The sequence below is a fragment of the Azoarcus sp. TTM-91 genome, from assembly GCF_012911025.1.
Taxonomy (GTDB): domain Bacteria; phylum Pseudomonadota; class Gammaproteobacteria; order Burkholderiales; family Rhodocyclaceae; genus Azoarcus.
The window spans coordinates 16,777-33,090 of the sequence record NZ_WUEI01000002.1 but is presented as its reverse complement, the minus strand read 5'-3'; the positions used below and the strand labels follow the sequence as shown (position 1 = coordinate 33,090).

Sequence of the window (16,314 nt, the reverse complement as noted above, 5' to 3'; positions counted from 1 at the left end):
GGCTACGTAATTATTCGGATAACGTTGACGTCAGCGTAAGTCATGGAGGCTGACGAACAGTGGGTGAAAATGCTGGAGATGCGCGTTTAGCCGTGTTCTGCGCGAGGCAGCGGCGCGCTGGCCGCCATGCTTGCGTCGGGCGTGCCGAGCAGGGGGATGCGACGAAAGGCAAATGCCCACCGAAGTGGGCATTCTCGTTGAGGCGCTCGCTCGGCTGAGATAGGTCGCGTCCGGTCGCCTTTCGGTTTTCACCCGTCCTGCCTCAGCGGCGTACTTCACCGTTGCCGAACACGATCCACTTCTGGCTGGTCAGCCCCTCAAGGCCGACCGGGCCGCGGGCGTGGATCTTGTCGGTGGAAATGCCGATTTCCGCTCCCAGTCCGTACTCGAAACCGTCGGCGAAGCGGGTGGAGGCATTCACCATCACCGAGGCAGAGTCCACCTCGCGCAGGAAGCGCATCGCGCTGCTGTAGTTCTCGGTGATGATGGCTTCGGTGTGCTGCGAGCTGTAGGTGTTGATGTGCTCGATGGCGGCGTCCAGTCCATCGACGATCTTCACCGCGATGATGGGCGCCAGGTATTCCTCTCGCCAGTCCTGCTCGGTGGCCTCCCGCAGGTAGTGTTGGTCGATGCCGGCTTCGCGCAGGATCGCCAGGCTCTCCGGGCAGCCACGCATTTCCACGCCCTTGCCGGCCAGCATGCGGCCGATTTCCGGCAGGAAGCGCTGCGCAGCGCCCCGGGCGATAACGAGGCTTTCCGTGGTGTTGCAGGGGGCGTAGCGCTGCGTCTTGGCGTTCTCGACGATGGGGACGACCTTGGCGGGATCGGCATCGTCGTCCACGTACACATGGCAGTTGCCGTCCAGGTGCTTGATCACCGGCACGCGGGCGTCGCGGGAGATGCGCTCGATCAGGCCCTTGCCGCCGCGGGGGACGATCACGTCCACATACTCCGGCATGGTGATCATGGCGCCGACGGCGGCGCGGTCCGCGGTTTCCACCACTTGGACCGCGCTCTCCGGCAAGCCGGCTTCGGCCAGGCCGGCGCGCACGCAGGCGGCGATGGCCTGGTTGCTGTGCAGCGCTTCCTTGCCGCCGCGCAGGATGGCGGCGTTGCCGGACTTGAGGCAGAGCGCGGCGGCGTCCGCCGTCACGTTGGGGCGAGATTCATAGATGATGCCGATCACGCCCAGCGGCACCCGCATCTTGCCGACCTGGATGCCGCTGGGGCGGCGCTTCATGTCGGTGATCTCGCCGACCGGGTCCGGCAGCGCGGCAACCTGCTCCAGGCCTTCGGCCATGGTGGCGATGACCTTGTCGGTGAGCGCCAGGCGGTCGATCAGCGCGGCGTCCAGGCCGGCGGCGCGGGCGGCTTCCAGGTCGCGCGCGTTGGCAGCGAGCAGGGATTCGCGCTGGGCGCGGACGGCGGCGGCCATGGCCCGCAGGGCGCGGTTCTTGGCGTCGGTGGAGGCGGCGGCGAGTTGGCGGGAAGCGGCGCGGGCTTGGCGGCCCAGGGCTTCCATATAGGCTTGGGTGTCCATCGGCTTCTTCGGTGCTGAGACGCAAACGTCAATTAAAGCACCGAACCGGGCTGGCCGGCGAGCGCGGGCAGGCGCAGTGGGCTTAGCGGGAGCGGCTCAGGCGCAGCGACAGGAGCAGGAATTCGTCCCAGATGTCGCCGGGCACCAGGCCCTTGATCATGCGGTCTATGCGGGCGGCGTGCATCAGCGCGGCGCGCAGCGTGCCGATGGAAAGCCGGCCCACCGCTTTGCCCAGCGCCTGGCGGCGGCGTTCGTCGAACACCCGTTCCGCCTTCATCAGCGCCTGCAGCGACTGGCCTTCATCTTGGCCACTGCGCAGTGCTGCCAGCGTGCGGGTTTCGTTCGCCAGCGCCCACAGCACCAAGGGCGGCGCGGCGCCTTCGCCGCGCAGGCCATCGAGCAGACGGGCGCAGCGTGCCGGGTCGCCTTCCAGGATGGCATGGCGGAGTTTGTCGATGTCGTAGCGGGCAACGTTCAGTACGGCGTCTTGCACCTGCTCCAGCGTTAGCGCGCCTTCCGGATGCAGCAGGCCAAGTTTGCGGATTTCCTGGTGGGCCGCAAGGAGGTTGCCTTCCACGTGGTCGGCGATGAAGGCGAGTGCTTCCGGCGCTGCGGTCTGTTTCTGCGCGGCCAGCCTGTGGGCGATCCAGTCGGGCAGGCGCTCGCGCTCCGGGGCGTTCAGCTCCAGCACATTGCCCTGGTCTGACAGGGCCTTGAACCAGCTGGTCTTGCGCGCCTGCCAGTCGATTTCCGGCAGCGTGAGCAGGGTGATGGTGCCGGCCGGCAGATTGGCGGCGTGGCGCTGCAGGGCTTCGCCGCCGTCGCGGCCGGGCTTGCCGGTGGGAATGCGCAGGTCGATGAGCTTGGAGCCGCCGAACAGCGACATGTTGCCGGCGGCCAGCGTCAGGCTGTCCCAGCGGAAGCCTTGGCCGACGACCAGGGTTTCGCGCTCTTCGTAGCCTTGTTTCTTCGCCGCCGCGCGGATGGCGTCGGCGGCCTCCAGGACTAGCAAGGGCTCGTTGCCGTGCACCGTCCACAACGGCGCCAGCGCCTTGCCGAGCTGGGCCTGGAGCTGGTCGGGACGCAGGATCACGGGTTGCGATGGACTGCCGCGAGGCGGCGCATGATCTGCATCACCAGATCGCTCTGCATGTCGTTGTAGAGCAGGTTCTCTTCCTGTTCCTTGCCCAGCACCTGGGAGTCGTCGAAGGTGTATTCGCGACGGGCCAGGATGGTGGTGGGGGGGATGAGATCGCTGCCGTTCTTGTCCGCCAGCCGGAAGCGGATGCGCTGGATGAGCTGGTATTCGCGCACCTTGCCGGCGCCGGTCAGGCTGAGGATCTCGCGTTCGCGTTCGTTGGCGAGGATCTGCAGCTTGACGTCGGCGGTGGCCGGATCATCCACCACGGTGGTGCTGCCGCTGGTGGCGATGTGCCGGCGCAGCGAGATGCCGAGGTCGGAATACTGGCTCGCGCCGACATGGATGGTGGCGAAGTCCAGCGGCTGCGGCCCGCGCAGGCGGAAGCCGCAACTGGCCAGCAGCGCGGCGGCCAGACCGGTGGTGGCGCCGGTGAGGAGGCGGCGCCGGGTGAGGGAGGAAGGCATCAGGGGTGTCCTCAGACCACGATGTTGACGAGACGGCCGGGGACGACCACCACCTTCTTCGGCGGCTTCCCTTCCATGAACTTCTGCGCGGCTTCGGAGGCGAGCGCCTGGGCCTCGATGGTGCTTTTGCTGGCGTCGGCCGCCACCTTCAAGCTGCCGCGCAGCTTGCCGTTCACCTGCAGCACCAGTTCCAGTTCGTCCTGCTTCAGCGCCGCCGCCAGCGGCTCCGGCCAGGTGGTGGCGAGCAGGTCGCCGGCGAAGCCGCAGTCCTGCCACAGCGCATGGGCAATGTGCGGGGTGATGGGCGACAGCAGGCGCACGAGGATGGAGAAACCCTCTTCGACCACTTCGGCGTGGGCGGCCGCATCGTCGCGCGGCGCCTTTTCCAGCGCGTTCAGGATCTTCATCGCGGCGGATACCACGGTGTTGAACTGATGCTTGCCGAAGTCGTAATTTGCCTGCTTCAGGTGGGTGTGGATTTCGCGGCGCACGTCGGCCAGCGCGGCCGGCAACTCGCCGGCCACCAGCTTGCGTACCGCCGGCAGCGCCGGGCGGATCTCGCTGGCGAAGGCGTGGCCGAGGTTCCAGACGCGGCGCAGGAAGCGGGAGGCGCCTTCGACGCCGGAATCGGACCACTCCAGTTGCTGGTCAGGCGGCGCGGCGAAGATGATGAACAGGCGGGCGGTATCGGCGCCGTACTGGTCGACCAGGGCCTGCGGGTCTACGCCGTTGTTCTTCGACTTGGACATCTTCTCGGTGCCGCCGATGACCACCGGCCTGCCGTCGCTGGCCAGCCGGGCGGCGGCGATGCGGCCACGCTCGTCGCGCTCGACCTGGACGTCCGCCGGGTTCAGCCACTGCTTCTTGCCGCCTTCGGCTTCGCGGTAGTAGGTTTCGGCCACCACCATGCCCTGGGTGAGCAGGTTGGTGAAGGGCTCGGAAACCTGCACCAGCCCGCAGTCGCGCATCGCGCGGGTGAAGAAGCGGGAGTAGAGCAGATGCAGGATGGCGTGCTCGATGCCGCCGATGTACTGGTCGGCGGGCGCCCAGTAGTTCACCCGCTCATCCACCATGGCCCCGGCGTTGTCGGCGCAGGCGTAGCGCAGGAAGTACCAGGACGACTCGACGAAGGTGTCCATGGTGTCGGTTTCGCGCCGTGCCGGCTTGCCACACTTGGGGCAGCTGCATTCGTAGAAGGAGGGCATCTTGGCCAGCGGCGAGCCGCGGCCGGTGACCTCCACATCCTCCGGCAGCACCACCGGCAACTGCTCGTCCGGCACCGGCACGTCACCGCAATCGCTGCAATGGACCATTGGAATCGGACAGCCCCAGTAGCGCTGGCGGGAAATGCCCCAGTCGCGCAGGCGGTACTGGACGCGCTTGGCTCCCAGGCCCTTGGCGCCGAGGTCGGCGGCGATGGCGTCTACCGCATCCTGGAAGTGCAGGCCATCGTACTTGCCGGAGTTCACCAGCTTGCCGTGCTCGGCGTAGGCGTCCTGCCATGGCGCGGCCACGTTCTCGTAGGCGTCGTGGGTGGAGCGCACCACCATCTTGATCGGCAGGCGGTATTTGTTGGCGAAGGCGAAATCGCGTTCGTCGTGCGCCGGCACCGCCATTACCGCGCCTTCGCCATAGCCCATCAGCACGTAGTTGGCGACCCATACCGGCAGATATTCGCCGGTGATCGGATGCACCACCCGCAGGCCGGTGGGCATGCCCTTCTTCTCCATGGTGGCGAGATCGGCCTCGGCCACGCCGCCCTGCTTGCATTCCTCGATGAAGGCGGCCAGTTCCGGGTTGCCGGCGGCGGCCTGGGTGGCGAGCGGGTGCTCGGCGGCCACCGCCACGTAGGTCGCACCCATCAGCGTATCGCCGCGGGTGGTGAAGACCTTGAGCACGCCGGACTTGCCGATGGTGGAGAGGTCGTAGGGAAAGTGGACTTCCAGTCCTTCCGAGCGGCCGATCCAGTTCTTTTGCATCAGCTTGACCTGCTCCGGCCAGCCGGAGAGGTCGTCCAGTGCTTCCAGCAACTCGTCGGCGTAAGCGGTGATCTTCATGTAGTACATGGGGATCTCGCGCTTCTCCACCAGCGCGCCGGAGCGCCAGCCGCGGCCGTCGATCACCTGCTCGTTGGCGAGCACGGTTTCATCCACAGGGTCCCAGTTCACCGTGCCCAGCTTCTTGTAGATCAGGCCCTTCTCATACAGGCGGGTGAAGAGCCATTGTTCCCAGCGGTAGTACTCAGGCGTGCAGGTGGCCAGCTCGCGCGACCAGTCGATGGCGAAGCCCAGGCGCTTCAGTTGCGCCTTCATGTACTCGATGTTGGCGTAAGTCCATTTCGCCGGCGGTACATTGTTCTGGATCGCGGCGTTCTCAGCCGGCATGCCGAAGGCGTCCCAGCCCATGGGCTGCAGCACGTTGTAGCCGCGCATGCGGTGGTAGCGCGCCAGCACGTCGCCGATGGTGTAGTTGCGCACGTGGCCCATGTGCAGCTTGCCCGAGGGGTAGGGGAACATCGACAGGCAGTAGTACTTCGGGCGGGCGGTGTCCTCCACGACGCGGAAGGCCGAGGTGGATTCCCAGTGCTGCTGGGCGGCCGTTTCCACGGCTGCGGGCTGGTATTTGTCCTGCATGGGCGAGGGGCGCGAATTCAAGGCGTTGAAAACGCGGAAGTATATCCCGAAGCCGCCGGAGGGCGCGTGGCGGTTGGGAAAGCGGCTCCGTGGGCAAGGCAAAAAAAACGGCATCCAGTGGGAACTGGATGCCGAACTCCATTAAGGAGAGGGAGGGAGACGGTTTTCCCGCGAGCGGGAAGGAAATCTGCGGGAGAGAGGCGTGCGGCGTTCAGGCCGCTTCGCGGCTGCGCCCGGTGGCGCGCGGAAAGCTCTTCTGCCACTCGGCCGAAACGGCGCTCACCACGTCTTCCATGGCGAGGAGGGGCAGGCGCCACATCAGATTCTGGCTGCGCAGCAGGGGCGTTACGCGCGGGGTGCAGCGGCTGTTCTTCTCTTCCTCCAACTGGCGAAGGAAGCTGTCCATGGCTGCGCCCCAGTATTCGGAGTTGCCGACCCAGCCGGTATCGGCGGTGGCCTGGCGGACGGCGCGGCGCCACAGGATGGCGGCGCGCTCGGTCGAGACGCCAGCCTTGCTGGCGTACCAAGGAAGGAGCTTGGGCGTTTGCATCTGGTGTTTCTCCTGGGGGCTCCGGTAGAGCCCATTGCAGGGCGGCGCTCTTTTGAAGCGGCCGTCATGCGTGTTCTTGTTGTACTGCAAAATCCGTTGCCGGAGCTTATTTTTGCTCGATTCTACGGATTCTTCGACTGTTGGGGCGTGATCAAGTTCATGCTTTTGCTGCTATGCACAAATCCAAGATATTTCAGAGCTGAAGCGATTTCAAGTTTCTTGTTGCAATGGCGCAACAGTTGTGGCGATGGTTTCCGGCGGCGGGCGAGGCGCGCATGGCGGGTAGAATGCGGCCCCTGGAAAGGAAGCTCCCATGTCGAATCTGCTAGCGAATCTCAACAACGAACAGATGCAGGCGGTCACGTTGCCGCCCCAGCATGCGCTGATCCTGGCGGGGGCCGGCTCGGGCAAGACGCGAGTGCTGACCACGCGCATCGCCTGGCTGATACAGACCGGCCAGGTCGATCCCTCCGGGCTGTTGGCGGTGACCTTCACCAATAAGGCGGCGAAGGAGATGCTGGCGCGGCTGTCGGCCATGCTCCCGGTGAGTCCGCGTGGCATGTGGATAGGGACCTTCCATGGCCTGTGCAACCGCCTGCTGCGGGCGCACTACCGCGATGCCGGCCTGCCCCAGCTGTTCCAGATCCTGGACTCCGGTGATCAGCTGGCGGCGATCAAGCGCCTGCTGAAGACGCTGAACATCGATGATGAGAAGTATCCGCCGCGTGATTTGCAGCACTTCATCAACGGCCAGAAGGACGCGGGCAACCGGCCGGCAGCGGTCGAGGCCTGGGATGACCACACCCGCCAGCGCGTCATGCTCTACACCGAGTACGAAGCCCAGTGCCAGCGCGAAGGCGTGGTCGATTTCGCCGAGCTGCTGCTGCGCTCCTACGAGCTGCTGGAGCGCAACGAACCGCTGCGGCGCCATTACCAGCGGCGCTTCCGCCACATTCTGGTGGACGAGTTCCAGGACACCAACCGCCTGCAGTACCGCTGGCTGAAGCTGCTGGCAGACGACGGCCGTGAGGGCGGGGCGGCGCTGTTCTGCGTTGGCGACGACGACCAATCCATTTACCGCTTCCGCGGCGCCGAGGTCGGCAACATGCTCGACTTCGAGCGCGAGTTCCGCGTCGCCAACGTGATCCGGCTGGAGCAGAACTACCGCTCCGGCGGCAACATCCTGGACGCGGCCAACGCCATCATCCGCTACAACGCCAACCGCCTCGGCAAGAACCTGTGGACCGACCAGGGCGCCGGCGAGCCCATCCGGGTGTTCGAGGCTTTCTCGGATGGCGACGAAGCACGCTGGATCGTCGAGGAAATCCAGTCGCTGGTGCGCGATGGAGCCTCGCGCGGCGAGATCGCGCTGCTCTACCGTTCCAACGCCCAATCGCGCGTGCTGGAGCACCAGCTCTTCAGCGCCGGCATTCCCTATCGCGTCTATGGCGGGCTGCGCTTCTTCGAACGGCAGGAGATCAAGCACGCGCTGGCCTACCTGCGGTTGATCGCCAACGCGGATGACGATACCGCCTTCGCCCGGGTAGTGAATTTCCCTGCGCGCGGCATCGGCGCCCGCTCGCTGGAGTCGTTGCAGGACGCGGCGCGCACCTTCAACGCCAGCCTCTACGCCACCGTGCCTCATCTGAGTGGCAAGCCGGGCACCGTGCTGGCGCAGTTCGTCCGGCTGGTGGAGACGCTGCGGGCCGAGACCGCGCCCCTGCCGCTACCGGAGCTGGTGGATCATGTGCTGCACGGCTCCGGCCTGCGCGACCATTACCTCGCCGAGAAGGAAGGCCGCGAGCGCTTGGAGAACCTGGACGAATTGCTCAATGCCGCGGCCAACTTCGTCGCTGAGTCCGACGCCGATGTCGAAACCCTTAAGCAGCCGCACGCGTTGCTGGCCGACTTCCTCGCCCACGCTTCACTGGAAGCCGGCGACCATCAGGCGGAGCAGGGTGCCGAAGCGGTGCAGTTGATGACAGTGCATTCGGCCAAGGGCCTGGAGTTCAACGCCGTCTTCCTGTCCGGCCTGGAAGAAGGCCTGTTCCCGCACGAGAACAGCATTCTCGAAACCGAAGGCCTGGAGGAGGAGCGCCGCCTGATGTACGTGGCGGTGACGCGGGCGCGGGAGCGGCTCTACATCACCTGCGCCCAGAGCCGCATGCTGCACGGGCAGACGCGCTACCACCCGCGCTCCCGCTTCCTCGAGGAGATTCCCGCCGGCCTGCTGAAGTGGCTGACGCCGCCCAAGCCGCGCGCCAGCGCCTCAACCTCCGGCTCCTCCGGCTATTCGTCTTCCGGCTACCGCGCCAACGCGGCACCGCCGAGCCGGCCGGAGCTGGGCGGGCTGCGCATCGGCCAAGGCGTGAGGCACGCCCGTTTCGGCCAGGGCGTGATCGTTGCCGCCGAAGGCAGCGGCTCGGACGCCCGGGTGCAGGTGAATTTCGGTCCGGCTGGCATCAAGTGGCTGCTGCTGGGAGTGGCCAAGCTGGATCCGATCTGACTCCCGCCACTTGAGCGCGGCGGGGGCCGAAGGCGGGCTGAGCTGCCTCAGGTGCCGTAGCGTGCAGCCAGTGTGTCGTGCAGGGCGACGAATTCCTGCGCCAGCTTGTGGCGGGCGTCCAGGTGAATCATCGGCCGCGCCTGTTCGTGGGATTCCTTGATCTTCACCGAGGCGGAGAGATAAGGCGACAGCACCGGCAGGCCCTCGTCTATCAGCTCTTGCACCACCTTCTGCGGCAGGCTGGCGCGCGGCTGGAACTGGTTGACCACGATGCCTTCCACTTCGAGGTGGCGATTGTGGTCGGCCTTGATCTCCTCCACGTTCTCCAGCAGGGAGTACAGCGCCCGGCGGGAGAAGTCGTCGCAGTCGAAGGGGATCAGGCAGGCGTCGGCGGCAATCAGCGCCGAGCGGGTGTAGAAGTTGAGGGCCGGCGGCGTGTCGATATAGACCTCGTCGTAGTCCTCCGCCAGTTCTTGCAGCGCGTCGCGCAGCTTGTAGATCTTGTAGCGCGACTCCAGTTTGCTCTGCAGCTCTTCCAGCAGTGGATGCGAGGGCATCACGTGCAGCCCTTCGTAGGGCGAGGCGACGATGAACTCCTCGGTGCCCTTGGGGTTCAGCTTGAAGTTCAGCGTCTGGTCGAAGAAGCCGGCCAGGGTCAGCGCCTGGTCGGTATCGGCGTTGCCGAGCAGGTACTGGGTGGAGTTGCCCTGCGGGTCCAGGTCCACCACCAGCGTGCGCTTGCCGCGATGGGCGCTGATGGCCGCCAGGTTGCAGGTAATGGTGGATTTCCCGACGCCGCCCTTCTGATTGAATACCACACGCCGCATAGTTTCCCCCTCGAGTCGTGTGCCCATTGTGCCAAAAAGCCCTTGCCGGCGGGATAAGGCTGCCGTGGCCGGGGAGCGCGCCGCCGGCCCTGCCGCCCAAGGTTACGCGCCTTGAGCTAAACTGCCGCCTCGTCAGTCATGCCCGTTCTGGCTGTTTTTTCAGTCGGATGGCATGCGGGTTCCGGTCGGAGCCCGCTCTGCGGCACGGCGTTGTCGGCGCCGACATCAACAATACAGGCTGCGGATGGTCGCAATTGGCGAGGCGACGGCGCGCGCCTATTGTTGCGCCCCACATTACTCATACAAACACCTCACCGTTCCGAGAGGGATAACAATGGATCAGGATTTCATCGCCGCGGCGCTGGATTATCACCGTGCACCGACGCGCGGCAAGATTTCGGTTGTGCCGACCAAGGGCCTCACCAATCAACGCGACCTGGCGCTCGCCTATTCGCCCGGCGTGGCCGCCGCCTGCGATGCCATCGTCGCCGATCCGGCGGAAGCGCGTGAGCTGACCAGCCGCGGCAACTTGGTCGCGGTGGTGACCAACGGCACCGCGGTGCTGGGTCTGGGCAACATCGGCCCGCTGGCGTCCAAGCCGGTGATGGAGGGCAAGGGCTGCCTGTTCAAGAAGTTTGCCGGCATCGACGTGTTCGACATCGAACTGGCCGAGAACGACCCGGACAAGCTGATCGACATCATCGCCGCGCTGGAACCCACGCTGGGCGGCGTGAACCTGGAAGACATCAAGGCGCCGGAGTGCTTCTACATCGAGCAGAAGCTGCGCGAGCGCATGCACATCCCGGTGTTCCACGATGACCAGCACGGCACCGCCATCATCTCCGCCGCCGGCCTGATCAACGGCCTGAAGGTGGTCGGCAAGGACATCGCCAAGGTAAAGCTGGTGTGTTCCGGCGCCGGTGCTGCCGCCATCGCCTGCCTGGACCTGATGGTGGGCCTGGGGTTGAAGCGCGAGAACGTCTATGTGTGCGACTCCAAGGGCGTGATCTTCCACGGCCGCGACGAGAAGATGGAGGCGAACAAGGCCCGCTACGCGCAGACCACCGAAGCCCGCAGCCTGGGCGACGTGATCGAGGGCGCCGACGTCTTCCTCGGCCTGTCCACCGCGGGCGTGCTGAAGAAGGAAATGGTCGCGAAGATGGCCGACAAGCCGCTGATCTTCGCGCTGGCCAATCCGAATCCGGAAATCCTGCCGGCCGACGCCAAGGAAGTTCGCCCGGACTGCATCATCGCCACCGGCCGCTCCGACTTTCCCAACCAGGTCAACAACGTCCTCTGCTTCCCCTTCATCTTCCGCGGTGCGCTGGACGTGGGCGCGACCAAGATCAACGAAGAGATGAAGCTCGCCTGCGTGAAGGCCATCGCCGAGCTGGCCCAGGCCGAGCAGAACGACGTGGTGGCCTCCGCCTACGGCGGCGCCGAGCTGTCCTTCGGGCCGGACTACATCATCCCGCGCCCCTTCGATCCCCGCCTCATCGTCAAGATCGCGCCGGCGGTGGCCCGTGCGGCCATGGAGTCCGGCGTGGCGACCAAGCCGATCGAGGACTTCGACGCCTACGTCGCCAGCCTGACCGACTTTGTCTACACCACCGGCATCGTGATGAAGCCGGTGTTCTCCGCCGCCAAGCGGGTGCCGATGGAGCAGAAGCGGGTGATCTACGCCGAAGGCGAGGATGAACGCGTGCTGCACGCGGCCCGCGTGGTGGTGGACGAGGGCCTGGCGCGTCCCATCCTGGTCGGCCGCCCCAGCGTGATCGAGATGCGGATCAAGAAGATCGGCCTCAACCTGGTGCCGGAGCGCGATTTCGACATCGTCAACCCGGAGTCTGACCCGCGCTACCGCGACCTCTGGAACGAGTATTACCGCTTGATGGGGCGCGATGGCGTGACGCCGGAAATCGCCAAGGCCAAGATGCGCCGCGACACCACGCTGATCGGTGCCATGCTGCTGCGCACCGGTGACGCCGACGCGCTGGTCTGCGGCACTTTCGGCACCTACGACTACCACATGCAGCACGTGGTCGACGTCATCGGCCTCAAGGCCGGCGCCAAGCAGTTCGCGGCGATGAACCTGCTGCTGCTGCCCAAGCGCACGCTGGCCATCACCGATACCTATGTGAACGAGAACCCGAGCGCGGCAGAGGTGGCGGAAATCGCCCGCATGGCGGCGGAAGAACTGCGCCGCTTCGGCATCGAGCCGCGGCTGGCACTGCTGTCCCACTCCAATTTCGGCAGCTCGCGCTCCACTTCCGCGCGCAAGATGCGCGAGGCGGTCGGTTTGCTGAAGCAACTCGCGCCGGACCTGGAATGCGATGGCGAGATGCACGGCGACGCCGCGCTGTCGCCGGAAATCCGCGCCAAGGTACATCCGGACTCCACGCTGGTCGGCGAGGCCAACCTGCTGGTGATGCCTAACCTGGACGCGGCCAACATCTCCTTCAACCTGATGAAGATGGCCAACGGCGACGGCGTGTCGGTCGGCCCCATCTTGCTGGGCGCGGCCAAGCCGGTGCACATCCTCACCCCGTCGGCCACCGTGCGCCGCCTGGTGAACATCACCGCCCTGGCGGTGGTGGATGCACAGGAAGTGCGGGCCAGCGCCGCCCGCTGAGCGTAGGCGCTCCGCAATAGCGGAAAACCCCGCGCCGCGTCCTGCGGCGCGGGGTTTTTTTGCGCTGCGGAAACCTGCTGTCACGCCCGTTCCGGGGAGCGCCTGCTACGCTATCGCACCCCCAACTAAAGAGAATTCTCGTGAAAGATCCGCGAGTTCCCCTCCGCGTGGCCAGCGCCTTGGCCATGACCTTCGCCTTACTGTTCGCCCCCTCGGCCTCCGCCGCCGACTGGTTGCTCGCCACGCATGAGCCGCGCGTCGTGCCAGGCGAGGTCTTCGCTGTCACCGTCGTCGGTGACGGCGCCAACCCCTTGCCGGACACGCTGGGGGCGGTGGTGGAGCTGCCCGGCAATACGCCGCGCATCGCGGTGCCGCTGGTGGCGAGCGCTGCCGAGGCGGGCGGGCGCCGCACCTACACCGCGCGCTGGCCGCGGGAGGTGACCGGCATGGCGGTGCTGGCGCTGCAGGACGCGGCGGCGGCGCGGCTCATCATCGATGCCTCGCTCGCCAGCGAGGCGCAGTCGCAACTGGCGGCCAAGAGCGCAGCGCCGGCGGGGGAATTCATGCGCCAGCCGGCCTCGGCAGAACCGGTGGAGTCCGCGCCGCTGGGCTTCCATGAGCCGATGTACTTCCTGGTCGGCGGCAACCCCAACACCGCCCGCTTCCAGTTCAGCTTCCGCTATCGCCTGTTCGACTCCCACGGCGTCGTCGGCGAGACCTTCCCGGTGGTGCGCGGGCTTTACTTCGGCTTCACCCAGACCTCGATGTGGGATCTGGCTGCCGACTCCAAACCCTTCCACGACACCAGCTTCCGCCCTTCGCTGTTCTACCAGTGGCGCGTCTCCAACCCGCTGGATGGCAACTCGGTGAACCTGCAGGGCGGCTACGAGCACGAGTCCAACGGCAAGGACGGGCTGGAGTCGCGCAGCATAGACACCCTGTTCCTGCGTGCCGACGCCCGCTACTACTTCGCCGACGGCCGCACCTATCTTGGCGTCGCGCCCAAGGTCTGGACCTATCTGGACAAGGACGACAACCCGGACATCACCGGCTATCGCGGCTACGGCGAGCTCGGTCTGCGCTTCGGCCGCGACGACGGCCTGTTGCTGAACGCCCAGCTGCGCCGCGGCACCAAGGGCAAGGGCAGCACCCAGCTGGACTTGTCCTACCCGATACGCCTGAGCATCTTCTCCGGCGTCGGCGCTTTCGCCCACCTGCAGTACTTCAACGGCTACGGCGAGACGCTGCTGGACTACAACGAGCCGAAGACCGGGCAGTTTAGAATCGGCGTTTCCATCGTCCGCTGAGCCACCGGGCCGCAGAGCCGGTGCTTACCCAGGAGGCAGCCATGACCCACGCGATCCGATTCCACCGTACCGGCGGCCCGGAGGTATTGCAGTGGGAGGCGGTCGAACTGCCGCCGCCGGCGGCCGGTGAAGTGCGGCTGCGCCAGCATGCGGTGGGCCTCAATTTCGTCGATACCTACTACCGCAGCGGCCTCTATCCGACACCGCTGCCGTCCGGCATCGGTGCCGAAGCCGCCGGCGTGGTCGAGGCGCTGGGCGAGGGCGTCACCGACCTGCAGGTGGGCGACCGGGTGGCTTACGCCGGCGGGCCGCAGGGCGCCTACGCCGAGGCGCGCAACATGCCGGCGGACCGGCTCGTCTGCCTGCCCGCGGCGCTGAGCTTCGAGCAGGGCGCCGCGATGATGCTGCAGGGGCTCACCGCCCAGTACCTGTTGCGGCGCACTTACCGGGTGCAGCCCGGCGACACCGTGCTGATCCATGCCGCGGCCGGCGGTGTCGGCCTGCTCATGTGCCAGTGGGCGAAGGTGCTGGGGGCCACCGTGATAGGCACCGTCGGCTCCGACGCCAAGGCGGAACTGGCTGCCGCCCACGGCTGTGATCACCCCATCGTCTACACCCGCGAGTCTTTCCCGGCGCGGGTCAGGGAGCTCACTGGCGGCGAGGGCGTGCCAGTGGTGTACGACTCCATCGGCAAGGACACTTTCATGGACTCGCTCTCCTGCCTGCGGCCGCTGGGCATGATGGTGAGCTTCGGCAACGCCTCCGGCCCGGTCGGCGATGTGGACGTCGGCCTGCTCGCCCGCATGGGTTCGCTGTTCCTGACCCGCCCCAGCCTGTTCACCTATGCCGCCAGGCGCAGCGACCTGCTGGACATGGCCGGTGAGCTGTTCGAGGTGGTGCTGTCCGGCAAGGTGAAGCTGCAGATCAATCAGCGCTATGCCTTGAAGGATGCCGCCAGGGCGCAGGCCGACTTGGAGGCCCGGCGCACCACCGGCACTTCGCTGCTGCTGCCCTGAACGCGGCTTGCGGCAAGGCCCGGCGTGGGTATGCGTGATTATATGTTTGTTGCAAAGTAGTTTGCGCTGGCATAAGTTCGGTCCCTGATCGCGCTGGCGGGGCGGCTGCGCCCGGGGCCGGCGTGGTGACCTCAACCATGCACCGGAGATCAGCACCGATGGAACCGAACACCCTCACCGGCAGCCTGCAGGCCACCCTGGGCGGCCAGCTGCCCGCCATCCTCGCCGCGGTCGCGGTACTCGCACTGGGCTGGTTCGCCGCCGTCGCGGTGCGCGCCGGCAGCCGTCGGCTGCTGCGCCTGGGCGCGCTCAACGACCGCCTGCGCAACGGCACCGGCCATGCGCTGGACGTGGAAACGCCGATCGCCCTCGGCCTCTTCGGTCTGGTCATGCTGGTGACCATTGTCGCCGTGCTCAACATCCTCAGCCTGGAAATGCTGTCGGCGCCCTTTGCCGCGCTGCTCGCCCAGATCACCAGCTACCTGCCGCACCTGCTCGCCGGCGTAGTGCTGGCGGTGGTGGCGTGGACGGTGGCCACCGTGCTGCGCGCGCTCACCGCCCGGGTGCTCGCCGCCACCACGCTGGATGACCGCCTCGCCGCCGAGGCCGGCATGGAGCCGATGAGCCGCAACCTCGCCAACGTCGCCTTCTGGCTGGTGATGCTGCTGTTCCTGCCGGCCATCCTCGGCGCCTTCCAGCTGGATGGCCTGCTGCAGCCGGTGCAGGGCATGGTGGACCGAGCGCTGGCGATGGTGCCCAACATCTTCGCCGCTGGCATGATCGGTTTCGTCGGCTGGCTGGTGGCCAGCGTGCTGCGCGGCCTGGTCGCCAACCTGCTGGCCGCGGTGGGCGCCGACCGCCTCGGTGCCCGGCTGGGGCTGGACGCCAGCGTCAGCCTGTCGCAGCTGGCAGGCACGCTGGTGTTCATCTTCGTCTTCGTGCCCAGCCTGATCGCCGCGCTGGACGCGCTGCGCATCGAGGCCATCTCGGCGCCGGCCATCGGCATGCTGGACCAGTTCTTCGCCGCGGTGCCGGAGATTTTCGCGGCCGCGCTCATCCTGGTGATCACCTGGTTCGTCGCCCGTTTCGCCGGTGCGCTGGTCGCCCGCCTGCTGGGCGGCATCGGCTTCGACCTGCTGCCGGCCAAGCTCGGCCTGGACCACGCCTTCGGCCTGGGCCACGCAGCCGGCCCGGAGCTGACGCCTTCGGTGCTGGCGGGCCGCCTGGTGGTGTTCTTCGCCATGCTGTTCGCGGTGGTGGAAGCGGCCGGCCGGCTGGGTTTCGAGCAGGTGAGCGGGCTGGTTGAAGTCTTCATCCGCTTCGGCGGCGACATCCTCTTGGGCAGCGTGATCCTGATCGCCGGTTTCTGGTTGGCCAATATCGCCGCCGAGGCCATCGCCCGTGCCAGCGGTGCCCAGGCCGGTGGCCGTTCCGTCGGTCTGGCCCGCATCGCCCGCGTCGCCATCCTCGGCCTGGTCATCGCAATGGGGTTGCGGGCGATGGGCATCGCCGACGATATCGTCAATCTCGCCTTCGGTCTGGGCTTCGGCGCGGTAGCGGTGGCGGTGGCGCTGTCCTTCGGCCTGGGCGGCCGTGAGGCGGCGGGACGGCAGATGGAGTACTGGCTGGCCAAGCTGCGCAAGGACGAGGCCGGCCGCGACTGAGCCAGCCTTGCCGGGCCCCGGCATGGTCCGATGG

11 protein-coding genes are annotated in these 16,314 nt (G+C 66.9%); 5 read left to right on the top strand and 6 right to left on the bottom strand.

Going from position 1 to position 16,314, the window contains the following annotated elements:
• Window positions 1-262 precede the first annotated feature (262 nt).
• From GRF61_RS00880 to GRF61_RS00860, 5 genes are all read right to left on the bottom strand, one after another.
• A complete protein-coding gene (locus GRF61_RS00880; RefSeq protein WP_169148861.1) occupies window positions 263-1,540 on the bottom strand; it encodes a glutamate-5-semialdehyde dehydrogenase in 1,278 nt (425 codons plus the stop codon).
• An 82-nt stretch (window positions 1,541-1,622) separates the two neighbouring features.
• Window positions 1,623-2,633 (bottom strand): DNA polymerase III subunit delta, encoded by a 1,011-nt coding sequence (gene holA / locus GRF61_RS00875; protein WP_169148860.1) that lies wholly within the window; start codon window positions 2,631-2,633, stop codon window positions 1,623-1,625.
• Window positions 2,630-3,145 carry an LPS assembly lipoprotein LptE gene (gene lptE, locus GRF61_RS00870; RefSeq protein WP_169148859.1) on the bottom strand — a complete coding sequence of 172 codons (516 nt, stop codon included), beginning with the start codon at window positions 3,143-3,145 and terminating at the stop codon, window positions 2,630-2,632. The genes holA and lptE overlap by 4 nt, the downstream gene beginning before the upstream one ends.
• 11 nt (window positions 3,146-3,156) lie before the next feature.
• Window positions 3,157-5,778 carry a leucine--tRNA ligase gene (leuS, locus tag GRF61_RS00865; RefSeq protein ID WP_169148858.1) on the bottom strand — a complete coding sequence of 874 codons (2,622 nt, stop codon included), beginning with the start codon at window positions 5,776-5,778 and terminating at the stop codon, window positions 3,157-3,159.
• A gap of 211 nt (window positions 5,779-5,989) precedes the next feature.
• A complete protein-coding gene (locus tag GRF61_RS00860; protein WP_169148857.1) occupies window positions 5,990-6,328 on the bottom strand; it encodes a hypothetical protein in 339 nt (112 codons plus the stop codon).
• A 313-nt stretch (window positions 6,329-6,641) separates the two neighbouring features.
• Here GRF61_RS00860 and GRF61_RS00855 point away from each other — a divergent pair, with 313 nt between their 5' ends.
• Entirely contained in the window at window positions 6,642-8,834 is a 2,193-nt protein-coding gene (locus GRF61_RS00855) for a UvrD-helicase domain-containing protein (RefSeq protein ID WP_169148856.1), read from the top strand.
• A gap of 47 nt (window positions 8,835-8,881) precedes the next feature.
• Here GRF61_RS00855 and GRF61_RS00850 read toward each other — a convergent pair whose 3' ends face one another.
• Window positions 8,882-9,661, bottom strand: a complete 780-nt coding sequence (locus GRF61_RS00850; RefSeq protein WP_169148855.1) for a ParA family protein — start codon at window positions 9,659-9,661, stop codon at window positions 8,882-8,884.
• 334 nt (window positions 9,662-9,995) lie between these two features.
• Here GRF61_RS00850 and GRF61_RS00845 point away from each other — a divergent pair, with 334 nt between their 5' ends.
• The 4 genes from GRF61_RS00845 to GRF61_RS00830 all read left to right on the top strand — a co-directional run bounded on the left by GRF61_RS00845 (window position 9,996) and on the right by GRF61_RS00830 (window position 16,280).
• Window positions 9,996-12,293, top strand: coding sequence for an NADP-dependent malic enzyme (locus GRF61_RS00845; protein WP_169148854.1), 2,298 nt, complete (start codon window positions 9,996-9,998; stop codon window positions 12,291-12,293).
• 185 nt (window positions 12,294-12,478) lie between these two features.
• Window positions 12,479-13,600: a phospholipase A gene (locus GRF61_RS00840; protein WP_169148853.1), complete on the top strand. Its 1,122-nt coding sequence runs from the start codon at window positions 12,479-12,481 to the stop codon at window positions 13,598-13,600.
• A gap of 41 nt (window positions 13,601-13,641) precedes the next feature.
• Entirely contained in the window at window positions 13,642-14,616 is a 975-nt protein-coding gene (locus GRF61_RS00835; RefSeq protein ID WP_169148852.1) for a quinone oxidoreductase, read from the top strand.
• Window positions 14,617-14,774: 158 nt separating this feature from the next.
• Complete coding sequence (locus GRF61_RS00830; RefSeq protein ID WP_169148851.1) at window positions 14,775-16,280, top strand: mechanosensitive ion channel; 1,506 nt, start codon at window positions 14,775-14,777, stop codon at window positions 16,278-16,280.
• Window positions 16,281-16,314 lie beyond the last annotated feature (34 nt).

What these genes read in the sequence shown, in the direction of transcription:
- lptE (WP_169148859.1), bottom strand. Translation starts at nt 3,145, where the DNA reads ATGCCTTCCTCCCTCACCCGGCGCCGCCTCCTCACCGGCGCCACCACC.
- GRF61_RS00860 (WP_169148857.1), bottom strand. Translation starts at nt 6,328, where the DNA reads ATGCAAACGCCCAAGCTCCTTCCTTGGTACGCCAGCAAGGCTGGCGTC.
- leuS (WP_169148858.1), bottom strand. Translation starts at nt 5,778, where the DNA reads ATGCAGGACAAATACCAGCCCGCAGCCGTGGAAACGGCCGCCCAGCAG.
- GRF61_RS00840 (WP_169148853.1), top strand. Translation starts at nt 12,479, where the DNA reads ATGACCTTCGCCTTACTGTTCGCCCCCTCGGCCTCCGCCGCCGACTGG.
- GRF61_RS00880 (WP_169148861.1), bottom strand. Translation starts at nt 1,540, where the DNA reads ATGGACACCCAAGCCTATATGGAAGCCCTGGGCCGCCAAGCCCGCGCC.
- GRF61_RS00850 (WP_169148855.1), bottom strand. Translation starts at nt 9,661, where the DNA reads ATGCGGCGTGTGGTATTCAATCAGAAGGGCGGCGTCGGGAAATCCACC.
- GRF61_RS00855 (WP_169148856.1), top strand. Translation starts at nt 6,642, where the DNA reads ATGTCGAATCTGCTAGCGAATCTCAACAACGAACAGATGCAGGCGGTC.
- GRF61_RS00830 (WP_169148851.1), top strand. Translation starts at nt 14,775, where the DNA reads ATGGAACCGAACACCCTCACCGGCAGCCTGCAGGCCACCCTGGGCGGC.
- GRF61_RS00835 (WP_169148852.1), top strand. Translation starts at nt 13,642, where the DNA reads ATGACCCACGCGATCCGATTCCACCGTACCGGCGGCCCGGAGGTATTG.
- GRF61_RS00845 (WP_169148854.1), top strand. Translation starts at nt 9,996, where the DNA reads ATGGATCAGGATTTCATCGCCGCGGCGCTGGATTATCACCGTGCACCG.